The 20,794-nt window shown below is 46.0% G+C and carries 11 protein-coding genes; 10 read left to right on the forward strand and 1 reads right to left on the reverse strand.

Features of this window, described 5'->3' with window-relative positions; all coding sequences use genetic code 11:
* Positions 1 to 119 precede the first annotated feature (119 nt).
* The 10 genes from FIU99_RS05360 to FIU99_RS05405 all read left to right on the forward strand — a co-directional run bounded on the left by FIU99_RS05360 (position 120) and on the right by FIU99_RS05405 (position 18,254).
* Positions 120 to 668 carry a TRAP transporter small permease gene (locus FIU99_RS05360; protein WP_006959181.1) on the forward strand — a complete coding sequence of 183 codons (549 nt, stop codon included), beginning with the start codon at positions 120 to 122 and terminating at the stop codon, positions 666 to 668.
* Positions 669 to 683: 15 nt separating this feature from the next.
* The gene (locus tag FIU99_RS05365; RefSeq protein ID WP_006959180.1) at positions 684 to 2,024 is read left to right on the forward strand and encodes a TRAP transporter large permease; all 1,341 of its coding nucleotides are present in this window, start codon (positions 684 to 686) and stop codon (positions 2,022 to 2,024) included.
* Positions 2,025 to 2,035: 11 nt separating this feature from the next.
* Positions 2,036 to 2,941 carry a cache domain-containing protein gene (locus FIU99_RS05370; RefSeq protein WP_006959177.1) on the forward strand — a complete coding sequence of 302 codons (906 nt, stop codon included), beginning with the start codon at positions 2,036 to 2,038 and terminating at the stop codon, positions 2,939 to 2,941.
* A 752-nt stretch (positions 2,942 to 3,693) separates the two neighbouring features.
* Positions 3,694 to 6,819 (forward strand): hypothetical protein, encoded by a 3,126-nt coding sequence (locus tag FIU99_RS05375; RefSeq protein ID WP_006959175.1) that lies wholly within the window; start codon positions 3,694 to 3,696, stop codon positions 6,817 to 6,819.
* A gap of 660 nt (positions 6,820 to 7,479) precedes the next feature.
* A complete protein-coding gene (locus FIU99_RS05380) occupies positions 7,480 to 9,330 on the forward strand; it encodes a glycoside hydrolase family 3 protein (protein WP_006959173.1) in 1,851 nt (616 codons plus the stop codon).
* Between the two features lie 106 nt (positions 9,331 to 9,436).
* Positions 9,437 to 10,633, forward strand: coding sequence for an exo-beta-N-acetylmuramidase NamZ domain-containing protein (locus FIU99_RS05385; protein ID WP_065740432.1), 1,197 nt, complete (start codon positions 9,437 to 9,439; stop codon positions 10,631 to 10,633).
* A 441-nt stretch (positions 10,634 to 11,074) separates the two neighbouring features.
* The gene (gene wecB / locus FIU99_RS05390; RefSeq protein WP_152472086.1) at positions 11,075 to 12,169 is read left to right on the forward strand and encodes a non-hydrolyzing UDP-N-acetylglucosamine 2-epimerase; all 1,095 of its coding nucleotides are present in this window, start codon (positions 11,075 to 11,077) and stop codon (positions 12,167 to 12,169) included.
* Complete coding sequence (locus FIU99_RS05395; protein ID WP_253899451.1) at positions 12,156 to 14,372, forward strand: glycosyl transferase family protein; 2,217 nt, start codon at positions 12,156 to 12,158, stop codon at positions 14,370 to 14,372. The genes wecB and FIU99_RS05395 overlap by 14 nt, the downstream gene beginning before the upstream one ends.
* Entirely contained in the window at positions 14,362 to 17,406 is a 3,045-nt protein-coding gene (locus FIU99_RS05400) for a hypothetical protein (protein ID WP_152472087.1), read from the forward strand. The genes FIU99_RS05395 and FIU99_RS05400 overlap by 11 nt, the downstream gene beginning before the upstream one ends.
* Complete coding sequence (locus tag FIU99_RS05405; protein WP_152472088.1) at positions 17,328 to 18,254, forward strand: DUF4434 domain-containing protein; 927 nt, start codon at positions 17,328 to 17,330, stop codon at positions 18,252 to 18,254. The genes FIU99_RS05400 and FIU99_RS05405 overlap by 79 nt, the downstream gene beginning before the upstream one ends.
* 82 nt (positions 18,255 to 18,336) lie before the next feature.
* On the opposite strand, the gene FIU99_RS27300 is transcribed toward FIU99_RS05405, so the two are convergent.
* Positions 18,337 to 20,292: a chitin-binding protein gene (locus FIU99_RS27300; RefSeq protein ID WP_172974057.1), complete on the reverse strand. Its 1,956-nt coding sequence runs from the start codon at positions 20,290 to 20,292 to the stop codon at positions 18,337 to 18,339.
* Between the last annotated feature and the right edge of the window lie 502 nt (positions 20,293 to 20,794).

Raw genomic sequence — 20,794 nt, forward strand, 5'->3', positions numbered from 1 at the left:
AAGATACACCCTATCTGTCCCGAGCAGGGCAGGTAGGGTTTTTACATGGCCTTACTTGTTTATCTGTTCAATACCCTTGAGCGACTGGTTGTCATGTAAAGATCAACATCGGAGGCTATATGTCAGTCGCTAAAACAATTAAAAAACACTTGAACAATGTCGAGGAATACACTTGCTGCCTGCTACTGGCAAGTTTTGTCCTGCTGTTGTTCTCACAGATCATTTCACGCCAGCTGTTCGATTACTCCATTCCATGGGGAGACGAAGTCGCCACCTATATGTTTGTTTGGTTTGCCTATTTAGGCGCGGTTGTCGCGGCCAAAATGTCGGCGCATAACCGAGTCAGTTTTCACTTCAAGTTTTTCCCTCCTATCGTCCAGACCATCAGTGAAACCATTGCAGATTTCCTTTGGTTACTGTTCAACGGTTACTTCGTTTATCTGAGCTATGACTTTGTGTTCAACAAAATGAACCTGTTCTGGAAATCTCAGACGACGGGGATTCCGATGAAGTATTTCTACATGATTCTTCCGATCGCGTTTTCACTAATGATGATCAGGATCCTCTGGAACAATTACGAGCGCTTGTTCAAAGGAGTGAAAAGTGAAGACCCTGAGGTCAAGGAGCTCAATAAACTGACGATGCAGAAGTCGCTGAACTCGCAGTAAGAGAGAGAAGTAACGATGGATGAATATTTAACTCTGATTTTGTTTGGCGGCTTTTTAACCCTGCTGATCTTAGGCGCACCGATTACTGTGTCTCTGGCAGGGGCTTCAATGGCTGCCTATTTAATACTGGATAAGAACCCGATTGCCTTGGTGCAAATCGCATTTACCTCAGTCGGTAATTTCCCTTTGATGGCTTTGCCTTCATTTGTTCTGGCGGGTGCTTTGATGGAAGCGGCCGGGATTTCCAAGCGATTGGTGGATATCGCCGAGAGCCTTGCCGGGCCGGTTACTGGCGGGCTGGGTGCCGCCACCGTCATGGCGTGTCTTTTCTTTGGTGCTATTTCGGGCTCAGGGCCTGCGACGACTGCGGCGGTGGGTATGCTGATGGTGCCAGCGATGGTCAAACGTGATTATGAGAAGAGCTACGCTTCGGCGGTCACCGCTGCCTCAGGGGGCCTCGGGATCATCATTCCGCCTTCGATTCCTTTGGTCATCTTTGGCATTTCGGCGATGGGTTTAATGGCCCCACCGGAAGCCATTGCACAGCACGGGCAGTTTGCCTCTCTATCGATTCCAAAGCTGTTTGTGGCTGGGGTCATTCCGGGGTTGATCATGGCATCGACCTTAGTTATTACCAACTACATGATTGCGAAGCGCAAAGGCTATTCCGGCCTGACAGAGAACTGGTCATTCGGTGATATCAGGCATACTTTGCGCCGTGGTGTGTGGTCCATATTAGCGCCGTTTCTGATCCTTGGCGGTATCTACAGCGGCATGTTTACTCCGACCGAATCGGCCGTGGTTGCGATCTTCTACTCGCTGTTTGTCGGGCTGTTTATTCACCGTGAATTGTCGTTTAAGAGCATTACTAAATCGCTGTCAACCACAACCTGGATTACAGGTCGCGTCCTGCTGATCTTGTTTGCTGCCACTGTGTTTGGTCGCCTGCTGATCGAACAGAAAATACCAGTGGTAGTGGCGGAATCTCTGCTTGGCTTCACCGACAACATGTACTTAGTGTGGGCGCTAACCATCACGTTACTGCTGTTCATTGGTATGTTCATGGAAACCCTAGCGGCCATCATGATCATTGTGCCGGTATTGCTGCCCATTATGTACATGCTTGGCGCGGATCCAACGCACGTTGGGATTGTGGTGGTATGTACGTTGTCGATTGGTTTTGCTACTCCACCACTGGGAGAAAATATCTTCGTTGCCTCGGGGATAGGCGGGGCCACAGTGGAGCAAATTACCGCTAAGATTCACCCATTTGTGCTTGCCTCGGTAATTGGTGTGTTTGTGATTGCCTTCTTCCCACAAATCAGCTTATGGCTGCCATCTATGGTCGGATACTAGGAGGTATGAACTTGAAATTACAACGAATTCTTCTTTTAGCCACTGTGATGCTGAGTGCTCTCAGCAGCGCGATAGTACAAGCTGAAGAGAGCCAGCAAGCGGTCAATGTACTGGATATCTCGGAGCCGCATGTCTCAACACAAGCAGAGCGCAGAGCAAAAACGCTGTTATCCAAAGCCGTGCTGCATATTCAGAACCAAGGCGATAAGGCGGTCAGTGATTTTTCTACTGACTCAGCATTTGTTGATGACGAACTGTATGTCTTTGCGGTGGGAGTCGATGGCCAGTTTCTCGCCAGTGGTGGCTCATCAATGGTGCTAATTGGTGACAGTGTTTTGGATACTCAGGATGTGTATGGTAAGCCCTTCTTTCGTGAGATGATCTCGAAAGCGGTTCACAATGGCTATGGTGAGGTGGACTATCACTGGACCAATCCAACCGATCGAATGGGGGAGCCCAAGAAAACCTTCTTTGAAAGGGTGGGGGATGTGATTGTGGCCGTGGGCTATTATCCTGAGCGTTCCAGTGCGACTGAGGCAAAACAACTATTGTCTAGAGCAATGGCCGCGATGGTGAGTTCCGAGCAGCGGAGTATAGACGAGTTTAACGACATCGATGGTGAGTTCGTGGATGGTGACTTGTACGTGTTTGTACTCGACATTAACTCAGGTAAGTTTCTCGCTCACGGTACCTCTCCAGAGTTAGTGGGGCGTTCGCATAACGAAATTCTTAACCCAGATCTCAAACCAATCGTGACCGAGCTATTGTCATTGGCGCGTAAGAATGGGCGAGGGGAGTACTCCTACCGATGGTTGAATCCGTTATCAGGTAACGTTGAGAATAAACACACTTATTATCGAGTATTAGATAACAAGGTAGTCGCTGTAGGTTATTACACTAAATCGCAGTCGTCGTAATCTAATTAGAGTATAAATACAGGGCTTAATAAGGCCACTCTACGGAGTGGCCTTATTATTTCTTCATTAACAGATATTCATTAGTTTTTTGATTAACAACTTATTTTATTTAAATGAAAGGTTGGAAATGATTGTAACGATATTAAATAATGGGTATAGAACGTTAAGTTATAAGACCGTCGGTTTTAATGATTATTCTTTCTTTCATTTATAAGTATTAATGGATTTTTCAGTCAAAGTAGGATTTCATCAGGGTAATACTTGAGGATTTAAATTTTCATTTCAGAATTGGTCTATTTAAGTTGTTGAAATTGTTTGTTTTTGTGTAATTTATCGTCGATTGCGTGAATGGACTGGTTTTTATCGATGAAAAGGTATTAATATTTATCAATTGATTTAATTGATATTATTTTTATCTGAGTTTTTCAGCCATATATGTTTCTATATTGTTTCATTTCTTCACTTTTATTTTTGATTGTTATAAAAATCTCAAGAATTAATAATGGTTGATTATTTAATTTTTTGACAATTTAAACGAGGTTGTTGAATTCTGGGATGCTTATCAAAATTTAATTAAGCAACTTTGCCTTATTAAGATTCCCACTAAAAAATAGTTTTGGTTCCGACTTTTCCTGTAAGACAGAGAATTACTGTCTTAATACAGGTGATAGTGCATCGGAACAAACTATAAATTTGGCTTAACAAATAAAGGCATCACCTAAGTTTGATATAGGTGCCATAGGATTTAAATCATGAAAAAGACAACGATCAGTTTGTTGGTAACTGCAGCGTTAATGGGATCGCCATTGCTGGCTGTTCAATCTGCCATTGCCGCGCCACAGAATAGTATCGCCGCTACTCAGAGTGAGTCGGTGGAAACACAGATTACAATGCAAGGCGTAGAGGAATGGTACTCAACGGCGCAAGTCACCGTCAGTAATGTGTCTGGTGAAACGTTGGATTTAGACAGTGCTGAAGTTTGGGTCACCACAAGTAAAGATGCGTCGGTGAACACCGTATGGGGAGCACCGGGTTTTAGCGTTAGTAGTCCAGCACCCAATACTTTTGTTTTTACACACGACGCGACGTCTGACCCGCTGTCAGCAGGTGCATCATTCGATCTGATATTTGGTCTTAACTCAACAAACGGAGATTTCATCGATCAAAACGACCTTAATGTTGAGCAAGTCATCATCAAGAATGACCCCGCGTTACAAGGTAAGATTGAACTGATTGCGCCAACATCCCCTCACTCCAGCCTGTCTTCAGCTTCCATTTTAGTTGAAGGGGAAAGTTACACAGAAACGGTTTCAGTCGCATGGGGCTCTACCTACACACTCGACCATTTAAAAGATGGTGAATATCAGGTCACCGCTTTGGATGTGTCGAGTGAAGAGGGGATTGCTACAGCGGCTTCGCCAGCAACAACGGTGACAGTGGATAGTGACCAAGCAGCACCGACAGCTTCCGTTCAATACGATGCATTTGTTTATTACGCGGCCATCGATCTCACCATGCCTGCCATTGAAGGAGTTGCTGGAAGCCTAACTACAAACGTTGCGGTACATCCTGCAGGCAGCGAAGATATTGAACGCAGCGTCATCGTGCCATTTGGTGGAAATCTGGATATTGGTAAACTGCTTGACGGCCACAGCTACGACCTAAGTTACTCGCCAGTCACCGTGAATAACACTTTGTACCAACCTCAGGACAACTTGAATATTTCAGTTAACAAAGACAGCGAGACTGAAGTAACTGCAGACGTTTCGTCCACTGCTATTGATACTGAAGGTTTCCGTATCGTAGAAACAACGCTTTCAGGGCTGCCATCTGAAGCGATGCCAGTCTTGGTGAATTTAGTGGCGACAGATGGTTCTGGTCTTTATAGCTATGAGATCACAGAGAACACGTTCACCCTGCCTGATACGGTAAAACCGGGGGAATATCAGGTAGAGATTGATCCAGTTTCCGCTGGTGAGACGCGCTACGCCTACGATGGCGAAGAGTCAGTTACGGTGACCGAAGGTAGTACTCCGTTTGTGTTAGCCCTGCCGTTCCGAGAAGCGATGAGCCTGGCAGTGAAAGGTTTCCCTGATTTCGTTGCCAACGGCACCGTGACCAATGACAGCGAGCAGGCTACTCAAGAAATCGGAGCTACGCGCGTCGATGCAATCTTTAAGTACGCGGGCCTGAGTGGCTCCGGTGACCCAGATGTTATCTTGCCGAAAGATGGTCTTCCTCTCCATACGACCTACGCGAACGCTCAAACGGCTTCTGGAATTTCTGGAAAGCCTGTGTTGCCTGTCATGGTAGTTTACACCGCGAACGCCAGTGGTGGCGCAAGCTGGGGTGACCTGAAAGACAACAACCTTCTTTACAAGCATTACGCCACCTTCATTACTCAGGCGACAGCCGCGCAGGAATACGCTCGTGGCGATGGCAGCTCGCCTATGTCGTTTGTACTGAACCCAGACTTCCTTGGTGAACTGCAGAAAAACCCATCTGACGTTGAAATGCTCAGTGTGTCGGGCAGTGTCGAAGTCAACAATCAGTTGGCGCGTGCTCTGGAGTTCATGGAAGAGACCTACGGCTATCAGCCACCTGTAGAAATCCCGCAGTTTGAGGATACGTTGAAGGGCTATATTGCGTCATTAAACTTCATCATGAACGCGCTCGCTGAGGATGTGACTTACGGTTGGCAGATTAACCTTTGGGCAGTGGGCTCTGCGAATTGGATCCATACATCCGAGGATCAGTCTGAAGCTAAAGGCCAAGAAGTGGCGGAGTTTATCGCTTCGTTAGATGTCTACAGCGGCACCTACACTCCTGACTACATCGTGTTTGATAAATATGAACGAGATGGTTTTGGATCGGAAGCGATTGCTAACTACGCATACAATGCAACGAGCTGGACACGTTATCTTTCTTATGTGAAAACCATCAGTGATGGCGCAGATTCACCAGCAATGATTTGGCAGATCCCAGGCGGCCATATGCCGACCGAAGAGGAAGGTAATGATCTCATCAGCGTTGAACATGAAGCGTCAGGTGGCTCTTACTTTATGGGTGACGCTCGTATCAGTACAGATATCAGTACTATTCGAGCAGGCTTACTCGATAAAGCTCTGAGCGCGGAGATCTACAACGGTGCGAGTAACGTTGGTGAACTCCTTGCAAAAGATAATGGCTATGATTGGTCGAGAATGGCGATGCATGATTTGCCGAAGAGTAATGTATTCTCTATTTTCTGGGGAGGCGGCTCGACCACAGCAGTTGTATCGATTGGCTCCAACGGTACGGACAACGGTTGGTTAGACGGTAAGGTTGACGCCTACGCTCAAAGCCCTGCATGTCTGATGGGCAACGAATGTGATGGTTCTATCTGGGGTGGAGAAGGTGGAGAAACGCCACCGCCGGGTAATCAGCCACCAGTGATTGAACTATCACCGAATTACGAGGTTGATAGTGGGGAAACGGTTACCATTACGGCATCGGCAACGGATCCGGAAGGTGAACAAGTGAGCTACCAATGGACGGTACCTTCAGATCTAACAGTCGTAGGAGACACGAACAGCGCCACGCTCGAAGTGACCGCGCCTGTGACGGATTACAATCTGACCTACTCTATTTCACTAGAGGCTTCAGATGGTGAGGAGTCAGCGGTTAAGTCAACACAACTGAAAGTGATTGGTGAAAACACCGGTGGTGGCGATGGCATTTGTGCGGATATTCCTGAATTTGAGCCGGGGCAATATGAGGAAGGCGCACAGGTGACATATCAAGGTAGCCTATATGAAGCTGAACGTTGGACGGATGCAGAATTAACGCCTGCGGATCCTTATTCTGGCTGGGTGTGGATTGGAAGCTGTACTGAGTAGTTTCACTCCAATCGATAAAGAATAAAATGACCAATCCGATATTGAGTAATCAATATCGGATTTTTGTATAAATTAATATCCACTAATCAATAAGGATATATTACTCTTTTTTGAAATATGGTCGTTTATATTTAGTTTGCTTATTCTATATTTTTATTTATTTGAATATGTTTGAATTAACTAGTTTAGTTATTGTTCATTTTATGTGACATAGAATTGATTGTTAGAAAATATCGATATCTCTTCATCATAATATCACCAATATTATTCCTATTTGGAATAGCCTTTTCTCATCTTTGTAATCATAGCTTTTGATATCTTTATTCATAATTAATCAGTGTTTTATTCCATTTTAAAACTTATTGGAATAGATAAGTCGTGATATTTATTCCAATAATTATCGTGTTTATTGAATAGCATTCTACCGAGCAGAGATTAGTGTGGCGCAATTTATAAGCGAATACGCACTCAATCTGAGAAACAAAATCATATTATGCGGGGGGTAGAATGAAAAAGAGCTTAAGACTTTCTTTAATTACAATAGCATGCCTGATGGGAGTTGGATGTCTTGATGATTCGGACTCCCTCTCTTTGGAAGATAGGGCACGCGTAATTACACAAGATATGACATTGAGAGAAAAGATCTCACAAAAAATAATAATGTCATTTCGTTATTGGTGTGATGAAGGAGATCCTGAATGTGTTGATGGATTAACGGAAATAAATGAGAGTGTTCGACATATTATTGGCAATGATAAAGTCGGTGGTGTGATTTTATTCAGTAGTAATTTGGTCGATATTAATCAAACTGGCGAGTTGATCTGGAACATGCAAAATGCCGTTGAAGAGGATCAAGAGGTTGGATTATTTGTCACCATAGATCAAGAAGGTGGGAATGTTGTTCGTTTGCCAAGAGCACAAGCCACAAACTTACCCGGTAATATGGCTCTTGGCGCTGCTTATTTAAATGATAATAATCCTGAACTGGCCTACGAGTCGGGTAGAATTTTAGCGAAAGAAATTAAATCGGTTGGGTTTAATGTTAACTTCGCTCCTGTTGTTGATGTCCAATCCAATCCGCTTAACCCTGTTATTAATGTTCGATCCTACGGCGAAGACCCTCAACTGGTGGGTTTACTCGGAGGGCAGTCAGCAAAAGGAATGGCCGATGAAAATGTCATCGGGACGTTTAAGCACTACCCGGGGCATGGTGATACTGAATCGGATTCACACTACGGCTTACCTATCGTTAATAAGTCCATTGAAGAAGCATATGCGATTGATCTAGCCCCTTACAAAGAAGCCATCGACCAAGGCTTGGCACCAGACATGATCATGACGGCTCATATTCAATATCCGGCCTTGGATGATTCCGAAGTCGTGGGCAGTCGTAGTGGCGAAACCATCGTTGTACCCGCGACATTATCACACAAGATTCAAACTGAATTATTGCGTGAAGAACTCAACTATCAGGGCCTCACTATTACCGACGCGCTGGATATGCAAGGTATCGCTGCACACTTTGAAGAAGCGGATGCGGTGATTAAAACGTTCCAGGCTGGTGTAGATATCGCACTGATGCCAACCCTTTTCAGAACAACCAGCGGTGAAGGGCAGCTAGGTGAGCTGATTGATGAAGTGGTAGCAGCGGTAGAGGCTGGAGAGCTTTCTGAGCAAAGCATTGATGAGTCTGTTGAACGAATCATTGCTACTAAGCTAAAGCGGAATGTGCTTAACGTTGCGGGGAAAGTAGACCTTTCTGAGGTTCAAGATAACGCTCAGAATTTGATAGGTAATGTGCAACATCAAGAGACAGAAAGGGAGATAACCGACAAGTCAATTACCTTGATAGAAAACCAAGACGACACCTTACCCCTCAATCCAGATGAAATTGAAAATGTACACATCATCATGCCTGATTATGGCGAAGGTGATAAAGCCAAAGCGTTGAAAGCGGCGCTCAATGAGCAAGGGGTAACGCAAGTGACAGGTGTTTTAATATCTGAAACCACGGAAGATGCAGAAAAGACAAACATTGATGGTGCTCAGACCATTATTGTCGGTACTGCTGCCACAGAACCATCTCCAGTCGAGGACAACGGTGACTCTTTCAGCACAGCCTTGAAGCGTTTATCGAGTGCATCAAATTCACTGGTATTCAATGTTCACGAGCGTCAAAAAGCAGAGGAAATCGATGATAACCAATTTGCTTACAGCATGATGAAATACGCTTTCGACAATCAAAAAAGAGTTGTCCACCTTACCTTGCGGGCTCCATACGATGTCGTGAACTTTGAGGATGTCTCGCACAGCGCTATTGCGACTTACAACTACTACGGTATCGATGAGCAAGGCAACGATCTTGGCTCACACGTGTTGGAGTCTGTGGCTAAAACCATTCTGGGTACCCTCAATCCAAACGGGCGATTACCAGTGCAAGTCTTCGAACAGAACGAAGACGGTAGTATGGGTGACCTCAAATACCCCATCGGCCACGGCCTGAGCTACTAATCCCACTGCTTTTTTAGCGAATATCCCTACCACCCTTTTCAGGAAATGAAGAGGGTGCTTAACAACATCTAAATATCAAGCAACACACTAAAGATGAGGTAATAACATGAAGGTTTTACTGTCGATATTATTGATAGTCAGTACGATATTTACCCTAGGTTGTGATGAAGAAGAGTCAACTACTTCCTCAATTGCAGTGGGCGCCGATCAACTGGAAGAATACCTGCCTTATTTGGAGGGCAAACGGGTTGGGTTGGTAGTCAATCCAACTTCGCGCCTGAATACGGGCGTTCACCTTATTGATGCCATGATTGAAGAACAGGTAAACGTGACGACTTTGTTCGCACCTGAGCACGGTCTACGAGGTGAGCAGGATGCAGGTGAAGAAGTGGAAGATGGCATTGATCCTGAAACCGGGTTGCCAGTCATTTCTTTATATGGCGACCATAAAAAGCCTACCGAGGAAGATCTGCAGAATGTTGATGTACTGGTCTTCGATATGCAGGATGTCGGCGTCCGCTTTTACACGTACATCAGTACTATGCAATTGGTTATGGAAGCAGCGGCAGAATACGGTCGTCAGGTGGTGATTCTCGATCGCCCGAACCCAAATGGGAGCTATATCGCCGGCCCAATCATGGAGCCAGAACATGTCTCTTTTGTAGGGATGGCACCTATTCCTGTCGTCCATGGCCTGACGATTGCTGAGCTAGCTCTGATGATTAACGGTGAATTATGGCTGAGTAATGGTGTGTTCCTTGATGAAGGTGACCTCAAAGTTGTTAAGGTACCGGAATACAGTCACAGCGACAGCTATTCTTTACCTGTCGCGCCATCACCAAATCTGCAAACGGATGAGTCTGTTATTCATTACCCAAGCTTAGGATTGTTTGAATCGACCACCATCAGTGTAGGCCGAGGAACGAATACTCCCTTTGAGGTGATTGGTTACCCCGATGAAAACTTAAAAATTAACCACGAATTCCAAATTGCAGATGACAGCTCTGCTTGGCCGCAGCAAGGTCAATATGTGTATGGTGAAAGCTATCGAATTGCTCCACCTGAAAACACCAAATTCAGTATTGAGGCATTTTCTCGTTGGTACTGGGCGATGCGCGATCTAGGTTATCAAGATAGTGAAATTGTGGATCGACCGGAATGGCTCGCTCAGCTTATTGGGACAACGGAAGTACTCAATCAAATTCGCCAAGGAAAACCGTATCAGGAAATTGAAGCCACTTGGGAGCCAGAACTAGAGGCATTCAGCACATTGCGTGAAACTTATCGTTTATACCCTGATTAAAGCCATTAAGCGCCAAAATCATAACAAGATTCGGCGAGCGATTGCTGCTCGCCAATTTCAATCAATACTAACAAAGTTCCCATTGCTTTGAGCGGAACACTGATTATGAACGTCTTTCTCATACATGAGACATTTAGATTGTAATTAATCTATTAATGCGGTTTGCTGCGATTTTTATTGAGATATTGGCGCTATTTCATGAATTTTTATGCAGCATGTTGTTTTGTATGGGTTGTTCTTATTTCCTTGTTTTTAGGTTTTTTGAGGGATTGTTTTAATGATTTATCTTTCATGAAAATCGCCATGCTACGCTTCGCGCCCCTTATAGTATTTCATCAAATGCTTTATTCGTGAGAGAGCAAAACGCGGATGCTCGACGCTAGTTTGGTCAGGAAGCCCAGAGTCTAAATAAAGCATATTTGACATGTGGTTATCGCTAAAATGACTGACGTAGTATGTTCTGACGTATTGATAGTGACAGGTACTCGACCTGAAATTATCAAAATGGCTCCGGTGTATTTTTCTCTTAAAGCGCAAGGTTCTTCGGTGGTTTGGTGCCATACCGGCCAGCATGACTCCTTGGCTGCGCAAACCTTTGATGTGTTCTCTATCCGCCCTGACTTTATCTTACAGCGCCCTCAAGGCGATGGTGTCAGTGGTTTGGTTTCTGGCTTAATCGATTCGATCAGCGAGCTGCTACTCCAACACCCTTTTAAAGCCGTGTTAGTTCATGGTGATACTGCCACGACCTTCACTGGCGCATTGGCGGCGTTTTATCAACGTGTGCCCATCATTACCCATGTAGAGGCAGGACTGCGCAGTGGAAACATGCAGCACCCTTTCCCTGAAGAGTCGAATCGTCAGATGGTGGCTCGCATTGCAAATCTACACTTTGCACCAACCGCGGGTGCTTATCAGGCTTTGGTGCAAGAAGGCATTTCTTCTCAACATATCCACCTTACGGGGAATACTGCGATTGATGCTCAGGTGCATCTACTAACGCAAGGTAAGGTAGAGACAAAGCGCTCTAATAAGGTGTTAGTGACCGCCCATCGCCGTGAAAACTGGGCAAATATCGCCACGATTTGTCAGGCCGTAAAACAGTTGTCCGCACTCCGAACAGACTTGGAGTTTGTGTTTGCGGTTCATCCCAATCCGCAAGTTAAACAGCAGGTGTTGCAGGCCTTGGAGGGCGTAGAACGAGTCACTGTTAGCGAACCGTTGGACTACCTTGAGCTGCAACAATGTTTAGCAGAAGCCTGTTTAGTGTTAACCGATTCCGGTGGTATTCAGGAAGAAGCCCCGACCTTTGGCACTAGAGTGGTGGTACTGCGCGAAACGACAGAGCGTCCTGAAGCCGTTGCAAAAGGCTATTCAGTATTGAGTGGCGCCGACAAGGTAGACAGAATCGTGGCCAGCGCATTAGAGATGCTATCGCTTGGTTCATTCAGTCAGCAGGACAACCCGTTTGGTGACGGCAAGGCATCGGAGCAGATTGCTCACGTGATCAGCGAGGCATGCCGTGAACTTTCTTGATTTTTTCATGTTCTACCTGCTGGGCCTAAAGGCTTTGCTGGCAGTACTTATGATAGTGATGGCGGTATGTGGCATTGATGATCTGTTTATCGATGTCTATTACTGGGTGCGCCGATTCTGGCGCGAGACAACAACATATAAAAAATACTCGCGTAAAGAAGCGAAAGAGCTCTACAAGAAACCTGAACAACCTTTGGCGATCATGGTGCCCGCTTGGCAGGAGCACGGTGTGATCGGCAAAATGGCGGAGTTAGCCGCATCTCAGCTTGATTATGAAAACTATCAGATTTTCGTTGGGACTTACCCTAATGATCCTGAAACGCAGAGTGACGTAGACAAAGTCTGCGCGCAATACCCCAATGTGCATAAAGTGGTGTGCGCCAGACCGGGGCCGACAAGCAAAGCAGACTGCCTTAACAACGTCATCGCATCCATTATTGAGTTTGAGAAGAAGGCAAAGCTAGAGTTTGCGGGCTTCATCCTCCATGACTCTGAAGACGTTCTCTCTTCCATGGAATTAAGACTGTTCAACTATCTGTTGCCGGACAAAGATCTGATTCAGCTTCCCGTTTATCCCTATACACGCAAATGGTACCAAATGACGCCGGGTCACTATGCGGACGAGTTTGCGGAGCTGCATGGCAAAGACGTTGTGGTCAGAGAAGCCATCGCCGGTCAGGTGCCGAGTGCCGGTGTCGGAACCTGTTTCAGTCGTAAATCCGTGTTAAGACTTTTGGTCGAAGGGGATGGATTGCCGTTTGATGTTCAGTCACTGACGGAAGATTACGATATCGGTTTTCGCCTCAAGCAGTGGGGGATGAATGAAATTTTTGTTCGCTTCCCAGTGATCGACAAAGATTTGCAGACGTTGAAAGAAGACGCTTTTGGTGTTTCCTTACGTGAAGGAAGCGTAGTGTGTGTCAGGGAATATTTCCCAACCACTTTTTCCACCGCGGTGCGGCAGAAGAGCCGCTGGATCATCGGCATTGTCTTTCAGGGGTTTAAGAATCACAAATGGACCAACGATTGGCGCGTTAATTATTTTCTATGGCGAGATCGTCGCGGTGTGATCAGCAACGTAGCGGGCTTTTTAGCTATGTTCTTGCTGATTCAACTGGTGAGTTTAAGTCTCTACAGCAACTTTGTGGAAGGCGCATATCGGTTTATGTCATTGATTGGTAATGATCCGTTCACATACGCAATCTTAACCTTTAATGCTCTGCTGTTAGCCAACCGTCTGTTCCAGCGTTTTTATTTTGTCAGCCGATATTACGGTTATGCCGAAGGAGTGTTGTCGATTGTTAGACTCGCTTGGGGCAACGTCATCAACTTTGCGGCCAATCTACGGGCGATTCGTCAGGTGATTGAGCAAGGGGATCCGCGTCGTGTCGCATGGGACAAAACCACTCACGATTTTCCTTCGGTAACAGTAGCAAAGCGCAAGAAGCCTCTCGGGCAAATTTTGGTCGAGAAAGGGCACTTATCCAGCAAACAATTGGAAACCGTCATTCTGGAAAAGCCGAAGAACAAACTCTTGGGTATGTATTTGGTGGAAAGCGCTTTAGTCAGCAATGAGCAACTGAGTGAGGCGATTGCTGAACAATGTCAGATGCCATACGTCAAAGTCGAGCCATTCGAGCTGGATCATTATTTAGTGGAGTCACTGCCGAAAAAGATGGCATTGAAATATTCCGTATTGCCAATAGGTTGGGAAGATGGTGTTCTGATTTTAGGTAAAGAATCTGCGCTTAGCCCTGTGGGGCTATCGGCCATCAAACGTAAACTTGGCGTTCCTGTTCGTTGGGTGATCACCACCAATGGTGCGGTAACCCTTGGCTTGCGGTATTGGTATCTCGATGATCGTAGCGTGGACCCAAACCCAGAGATTCAACGCGCGATAAATGAAGGTAAGTTGAGCACTGCATCTGTCGAGCAAATTAAAGGCATCTACTTCGCGACGCAAAGCCAGTTAGGTAGCTGTTTGCTGTCTGCACATCTAATAGAACCAGCGGTTTTACATCAGGCGATACTTGCGTTTGAAAATGTGAGCGACATGAGCCTTGGTGAGTTTCTGGTTGAAAAAGGGTATCTGCAAGAGTCGGATATCACTCGTGCGCTTAAGCTACAGAATGATCATAAGCGCAGTATTCCCGACCTGATAATACGTCAACGTGTCGAGAAGGAGCCGCTGTATGAAGTCTAACGTTTTTGGCGCCTTAGTCGCGGTATTGCTGCTGTTCAGCTCAGTGGTAGAGGCAGATAGCCACCTGAATGATCAAATCTATTCCGGGCTTTCGGAGTCGTTGCATTTTCGCGTCTACCCCTATGTGGATAAAGCTTATCGCTTAGAAGCGGCAGGGCAGTTTTCTGACGCCCTGAGTGAGCTGCGTCATGCGATGGTGCTGGTACCTGACCATGTGCCATTTATGAAGTTCGCTTATCAGTTGGCGGTAAAAGCAGGTATCCATGACGGTGATTTGGAGGCCTATATTGATCAACTACCAGAGAGTGAGCGAGGTGAGCTGCTGCTGGAACTCAGAGCCAGACGTTCCCTTAATGCGGAGCTGTTTACACCGTATCAATTTTACACATTAAGCCAAGGGCTTACTGAGCCTCAGGTGAAGCGATGGTACCTGATTCATCTTTATGCGATAGAAAGCAAGCGTGGCAAGAAAGCAGCGCTTCACTGGAGTGATTCTCAACCGCGTCGTTATAAGTCGACGGAGGTTTATCGTTATGAGGCGTATCAGTGGTTTAAGCAAAAGCAATATCAAAAATCGCTACCTTTACTAGAGCGAATTCAGTCTAATCAAGAGAGTACGCTTGAGGACGACAAAACCTATCTTCTCTCGCTTTTATACCTAGGCCGCGAAAAGGATGCGCAAGCGTTTGTTAAGCAGAAAGATAATGACCAATTGACGGCCTTGTTACTCAAAAATCAGGCTGAATCTCAGATCAATACCCGTCGCTTGGCACAGGCTAAAGTGTCTCTTGAAGCCTTAGAGAAAACCTCTCAGCTGACCGGTGATGAGGAAAAACAATTGGAATACATTCGTTCACTTAGCACCGAACAAATGGATCTGATTCGTCGCAAAGGGATGTTGTTTCCAGCCTGCTTGCAGCAAGTACTCGCTCTGGATAAATCGGGCGACCACCAAGCTGCACTTCAACAAATGAGCCACTGTGACCCGATGGATAGCCCAGAAGCCTGGTTGAATGTCGCGCAGCAAGTCAGTTCTTACTCTTTGCTTGAAGGTGCGCATTTTGAGCGCCGTGAGTATGAAACGACAAGGCGTAAACTGCTGGTGGATCATTACATTGAGAAGAGTGATTGGCAGGCTGTGGTTGCGCTGCTGAAAGATGCACAAAATACGAGCGAAATGGCGGCACTTGCCACCGCTTATGGTCATCAAGGCGAGTACTTATTGGCGGCTGAGCAGTGGCAATACTTGTATCAACATTCTGAGCGCCTCAAGCACCTTGATTTAGCCACATACAACGCGGCACTAGCGAAAGATGAGGCGCTGGAAGGCAAGCTTTATCATGATGCGATAGAGAGTCACCCTGAAGAATTTGCTCAGAACCTGGCTTTGGTTCAACGTGCACAAACGTTGGCCTATCGTGATATCTCCGCATTGCACGTCTCAGATATTGAGTATTTAGCCGATGTTGGTTCCAAGCAAAGTGAGTATCCAATCGCACCTTCGATTTGGTTTGAACAGCAACAGTGTTCGAAACTGGATACACACGTTCGATCTGACTTTGCTGCGCAGGCGCTTGCCTATTGTCAAAGTGCCAAGCAACCGATCAAAGCGGCTCATACTTATCTTGGCACACTCTCAGATCAGGTCTCAGCACAAGATGCACTAGTGGTTGCCCGATGGCTCCACCAAGGTCAGGATTTTCAAGGCGCCAAAACCTATTGGCTGATCGCCGAAAAATCCGTCATGACGCCTTTTGACCAGCTCGATTATGTCGAAACATTATTGAAAGCGGGGGATGTAAGTCAAGCCAATGCAGAGTGGTTAACGTTGGCTGATTCTGAATCTTTGGCATGGTGGGAGCTAGGTGTCGCCATTGCCAACAAGATGGATGATGGCGCAGTAGCCAGAGCGAGAACGGAGCAGGCGATTAAACAGGTTGGCTCAGCGGAGTTAGCACGCAGTTTAGCGCTTACTTACAGTGAGTCTGACGATGTGCGTGGTTTAAAGACAATAGAGCAAACCGTGATTGAACATGACCAGCAAGGTGGAATGAGTGCGGCGGTGGGGTACGCTTTGGCCAAATCCTATCCTGAGATTTCAAAGCCGCTATTTGCCAATGCGGTGAAGTTTGCGCCCTACAGTCATGATGCGTCTGTTTTGGCTGAATACGCCTCCGCTGCAATACGAAATGGCGATAAATCGCAGGGTAAAGACATTTACCAGCAAGCGATACAAGAGCCAAAAATTAGCGATGAGCAGAGGGAGTATTTTCAGGCAGCTCATCGTGATCTGAATTTAGGATGGAAGTTTGCGGTCGCAGGCTGGATTGGTGAAAGCCGAGGCTCCGCTGTTCCGGGATACTCCGATCAGACAGGAGATTTCTTCCTTTATGAAGACGCAAAGTACTACTTCGATACAGAAAACTCTCTCGAAACTGCCTTTAGTATTTCTGGTTTACATAGTGGTCAATATGACTCTGATAACGACAATTGGACATCAAGTGAGCTTGATATCGGGGTTCAGATAAAGCCGCTGCAAGAGTGGAGTTATTTTCTAAAGCTCGGGGTAAAGCAGGGACTAAATTCAGACAACGATGACACTAAGCCTTACTTGAGATTAAGCGCCGATGTATTTTCTAATGATGATTGGTCTAAAGCGTGGAAAGCGGATAAAGACAACTGGCTGACTCAGCAACTCTACGTCGACGCGTTGTACGACTTGGATGGCAGTGACGAATACTCGTTATACTCCCGTTACGATGTAGGTAGAACATTTAAAGTGGCAGCAGAAAATCGCCAACGCGTGACACCTTATGTGTTTGCTCAATGGGGACAGAGCGAAACGAATCACAGCAAATTTGAAGACACCCGCGCAGGCGCTGGTGTCAGTTTCGCGTGGGAGTGGAAAGATAGCAATTATGACGGCTATGCCGTCTCTTCAGAGGTAGGGTTAGAGTGGCAACACATTATCGACAACACTGGCTATCAGGACAGCGGAGATACGCTTATCTTGCGTTTCTCTTCGTACTTCTGACGTTATTCAGCTTAAGTGCCTGTCAACATGATGCGCAAGAAGATAAAGGGGTTTTTTATCAGCCGCTGAGTCGAGATAAACCTGTCTCCCCTGAGCAGTGGCGTACACTGCTCTCTGAAGTGGAGCGTGTTGGCATCCGTTCGCTGGTGGTGCAGTGGAATCAATACGGTGAGGAAGCCTTTGGTGGTCGGCAAGGTTGGCTGGCGGCGCGCCTTGAATCGACGATAGAGCAAGGCTCCAAGATCTGGTTAGGGTTGTATGCTGACCCTGACTATTTTCAGAGTATTCACGGCACTGCGCAGCAGCAAAATCGTTATCTTCAAAGCTACTTTGAGGAGCTGGGCGCTAATTATCAACGATGGCACTCGTGGGTTGAGCGTCATCGACATGGTGTCGCGGGGCTGTACATCCCGATGGAGCTGAGTGATTACGACTTTGATACAAAAGAAAAGCGAAAACAGCTTGAGTACTTGTTGCAGCAGCACGTAAAACAATATGACATTCCTTTAATGATCAGTGTGTACTTGTCTGGTGCCATGTCACCAAAGGAAACCCAATATTGGTTGCAAGATTTAACTGGGCTGGGTCTTAAAGTGTTGCTTCAGGACGGTCGGGGAACCCAACTGTTAGATGATGAAACTTGGGATGAATATGCTCAGCAGCTAGGCTGCGACATAGGAATCATCAACGAAATTTTTGTTCAGCAAGAAGGAAATGGGTTTTCTGCACGGAAACTCAATCTCGACCAGTTTCAAGCAGTAATGAAGCAAACATCTTGTCACGCTTCTGTACTGTTTTCACTGCGCTACCTTCCATTTGAATCTAACCCTTTTAAGCTGGCAGATTAAAATCTACTCACCAGAAAGCCCTTAAGCAAAGGCTGGAGCATTACCCCTCCAGCCTTTAGTTACTATGTTTAGGCCCGCTGATTTAGTGAACCAGTTTCCACGCCATTTCCCAATACAATCCGATTCCCGGCTCATATTGATTGGCAGGTTCTGACCACTGCTGACAATAGCCGCTGGCTTGACCATCCAGACATTGGTAAATGTTGCCATCTTTTTCCTGAAGTACCTGAGTGCCAGCTTGATAGCTTTCTAAGCTTTCAGGGAAGACGTAATCGTAGCGAGGTAAAGGGTTAGCGTTAGTCACTGAAAGTAACCAATGTTTATAGCTTACAATGGCTTCTTCTTTCATGAAGATCAAGTGATCCCCGTCTAGCTGTAGTGCACCATCTCCGGAGCGATAGTCAGGTGCGGTTTCTAGATGTTCGCGTGCTTCAAGGACAGGTTCAATTAACGGAAGATCGCCCAACTCCACCAGCGCTTCACCTGTGTATGGTGGTACAAAGCTGTCTTTTAGGCCATATACCATGCCTACTGGAGTGACTTTATCGTCCAAGTAACTAACGCCTTCGCCGATTTCAAACTCTGTCTGCATCATAGACCAGAAAAGTGAGGCTTCTGATCCCGTGGCAGATTCAGGTACGACTCCCTGCCAAGATACTGAGTTAGAAGTGTAAGTAACGGAGTTGGTGAGGATACGGCTAAAGTTTGTGCCGGGGACTTGCAGGAAGCCGCCATTCAAACCTTGACCAGAGGTGGTTGAAAGGAATCCGTGCCCTAGAATCGTGCCGAGAGATGTTCCAAGGAAAGTTATCTTGGTCTTATCTAAGTCAGGCACACCATCGGGCGAAGGTAAGAAGTCCAGCTCTTGCAAAGATGTATTGATTGCATTGAGGAGAGTGTGCATATCAAGGTTACTTTGCACAGCACCACCTGGCAGGCTGGCTGCATTTTCCGGGGTCATGATTGAGCCAACGTGCCCAGAATCATCCTCCGCTCTGGAGCCATGCCATACCCAGTCAATGGCGATAACAGCATGACCATCTTCAAGCGCCGGAGCGGCAGCGAAGCTGGCATCTGATTGGTCGCCATTAAGCCCGTGTGCGTAAATAACAACAGGGGTTGAGTGTGATAGCGCGTCTTTAGGAAATAAGATAGTAAAATCTAGCCAGACATCACGTGCTTTATCGGTGATTCGGCCTGTTTGCTTGTCTCGGAAGTCTTGAGACAGCATGCGTCCCTTGAGCGAATAGACCACTTCATTGCTGTCATGCACATAGCCAGAGTTATCCCAGTCAAATTCAACCTTTGGTGCTGACTGAAGCACTTGCTCCTTTAATGGTGCGAACTGCTTTGTTGCGTCATCCTTGGTAACAGTGGTGAAAACTGTCAGAGAAAGAATCTCCTCTCTTTCGATGCCTTTAGTTTCGAGATACTCAATGTAAGGTTCGTAGAAATTGGATAGCTCTGATCCATCTTGGCTCAGTGCTTGTTCCACCCCTTTGGAAGGATGAAAGTGCTCACCGCTTTCACTTTTTAGCTTGTTAGTGACCACCGCAATGTGTGTATTGCCATAGTTAAATCTTGCTCTTGGGTAGACTGAAAGTACGTGGCTATCGTCGTCTTTGACATCCGCTGGCTTGCTCGATAAAGGAGCAACAGGCACTTGTTGGTCGGTGCTGAAGTCGAAAACCTGAACGGTGTTGCCACCATCTTCAGGCAAGCTGAATTCATCAAATGGTTGGGGAAATTCAAAAAGCACGGGAGCCGCCACTGAGAATCCGGTTTTACCATTGACAATATCTTCAGGGGTAAAGCTCTTTGGGAGTTCTTGGACAAAGATGTCGGAAAACACCGCATTCTTGATGTTAATACGAAGCCCTGTTTCTGATTGGCTATCCTCTTTTGTAAACGCCTGATTACTTGGCCATGGTAATCCGCATGAATCGCTCGCTAACGGGTTACAGTGATTGCTATCCACTGCACCCCATGCGCTGCCTGTCAAAAATGTCATGCCCAATACAAGCTTGTTTAATTTCATAGTTTTTCTTCTCGCCTTGTTGTTGTGAATTCTTCTTGTCAGCACGTCTTGTGCTATAGATAAAATTATCCATATGCACTTTGTTGCTTTTTCGAACTCTATGGCGAGAAGAAAATGAATGCTTGCCAATGATCATTAATAGTTATTAATTTTCATTTATTCATTCTCATCAATGATCATTAATATTCATATTAAATGTATTGTGAATGCACTAACTTTTTGATGTAAATAGATAAAATATCTTTATAAAAGCTTAAATCTTGCAGCGACTATAGAATTAGTCAGCAAGTAATAAGCTCGCTTTGAGGTGGATAACTTTCGTCTATGAGATATTTTTTACCGACCAACTTATGGTTTCTGCTAGGAAATGACACAGTAACCTAACCGATGGGCGTCAAAAATGATGTGTATTTGCGGAATTAAGCCCTACGCCTGTCCAATTTTATCTTGTCAGTGATTGCTCACTTTCGACATAATAACTCTTCGTACTATTTGAACCTTG

Source organism: Vibrio sp. THAF64 (genome assembly GCF_009363455.1).
Lineage (GTDB): Bacteria > Pseudomonadota > Gammaproteobacteria > Enterobacterales > Vibrionaceae > Vibrio > Vibrio coralliilyticus.